This is a genomic window from Bacillus sp. P4_D3, from assembly GCF_056401855.1.
This window is the reverse complement of sequence record NZ_JBFUIN010001171.1, coordinates 1-732: the sequence shown is the minus strand read 5'-3', so window position 1 is coordinate 732 and position 732 is coordinate 1. Positions and strand designations below refer to the sequence as shown.

The window sequence follows — 732 nt, the reverse complement described above, 5'->3', positions numbered from 1 at the left end:
ACGCTTAGCCGTCCATGCATCAAATCCTGAACGGCTATTTGCCATTTCATTCATAACTTGATGCCAATTTTCTTCACATGATTCGCCAAACTGTTCAAAAATAGCTCCCATTTGCTCTCTTTGAACATCGCTCAGTTTTTTCTCTAAGTCTGTTCCTTCTTCTGTTAAAGACAGCTGTTTCACACGACGATCATGTGCAGCTTCATTACTCTCAATAAGTCCTTTATCTAACAGTTGGCGCAACGGTCCGTGAAGAGCTTGTTTACTTATTTCTAAAAGTGATAGCAACTCATTTACACTAAGCCCTGGAAAACGAGCGATAAAAAACAGAATTCTATGATGTACACGCTGTATACTATATTCTTTTATTATTTCATCTGGTTTTTCTGTGAAAGTTTTATATGCAAAGTAAAATAATGCTAATGCCTCATTCATTTGCTCTTCTTTATGTTGTGTCATCTACTTTCCCCCTGTATGTAAATTATACCACAACTCAATTATGAATAATTAAGTTGGTATATTGAGCCTAATTTCTTCATTCTAAAACCAACAAATTTCAACTATTATATTTTTTGAAGGCTGTTTAATTCTTAAACCATACCTTCAAATAAAGTATCCAAATTACTTTTTAAAGAATTCTTAAAGAAATAGGTTAAATTCAAATGATAAATATTGTAAAATTTATTTATTAATATTTTTTTGAAAAACTCAATTGTGATTGGAGTGTTATTG

At 31.6% G+C, this 732-nt stretch carries 1 protein-coding gene; it reads right to left on the bottom strand.

The window, feature by feature from the left end:
* Positions 1–459 (bottom strand): MarR family winged helix-turn-helix transcriptional regulator (locus AC1DTM_RS30040; RefSeq protein ID WP_477001655.1); only part of this gene is annotated, 459 nt, incomplete at its 3' end.
* Positions 460–732 lie beyond the last annotated feature (273 nt).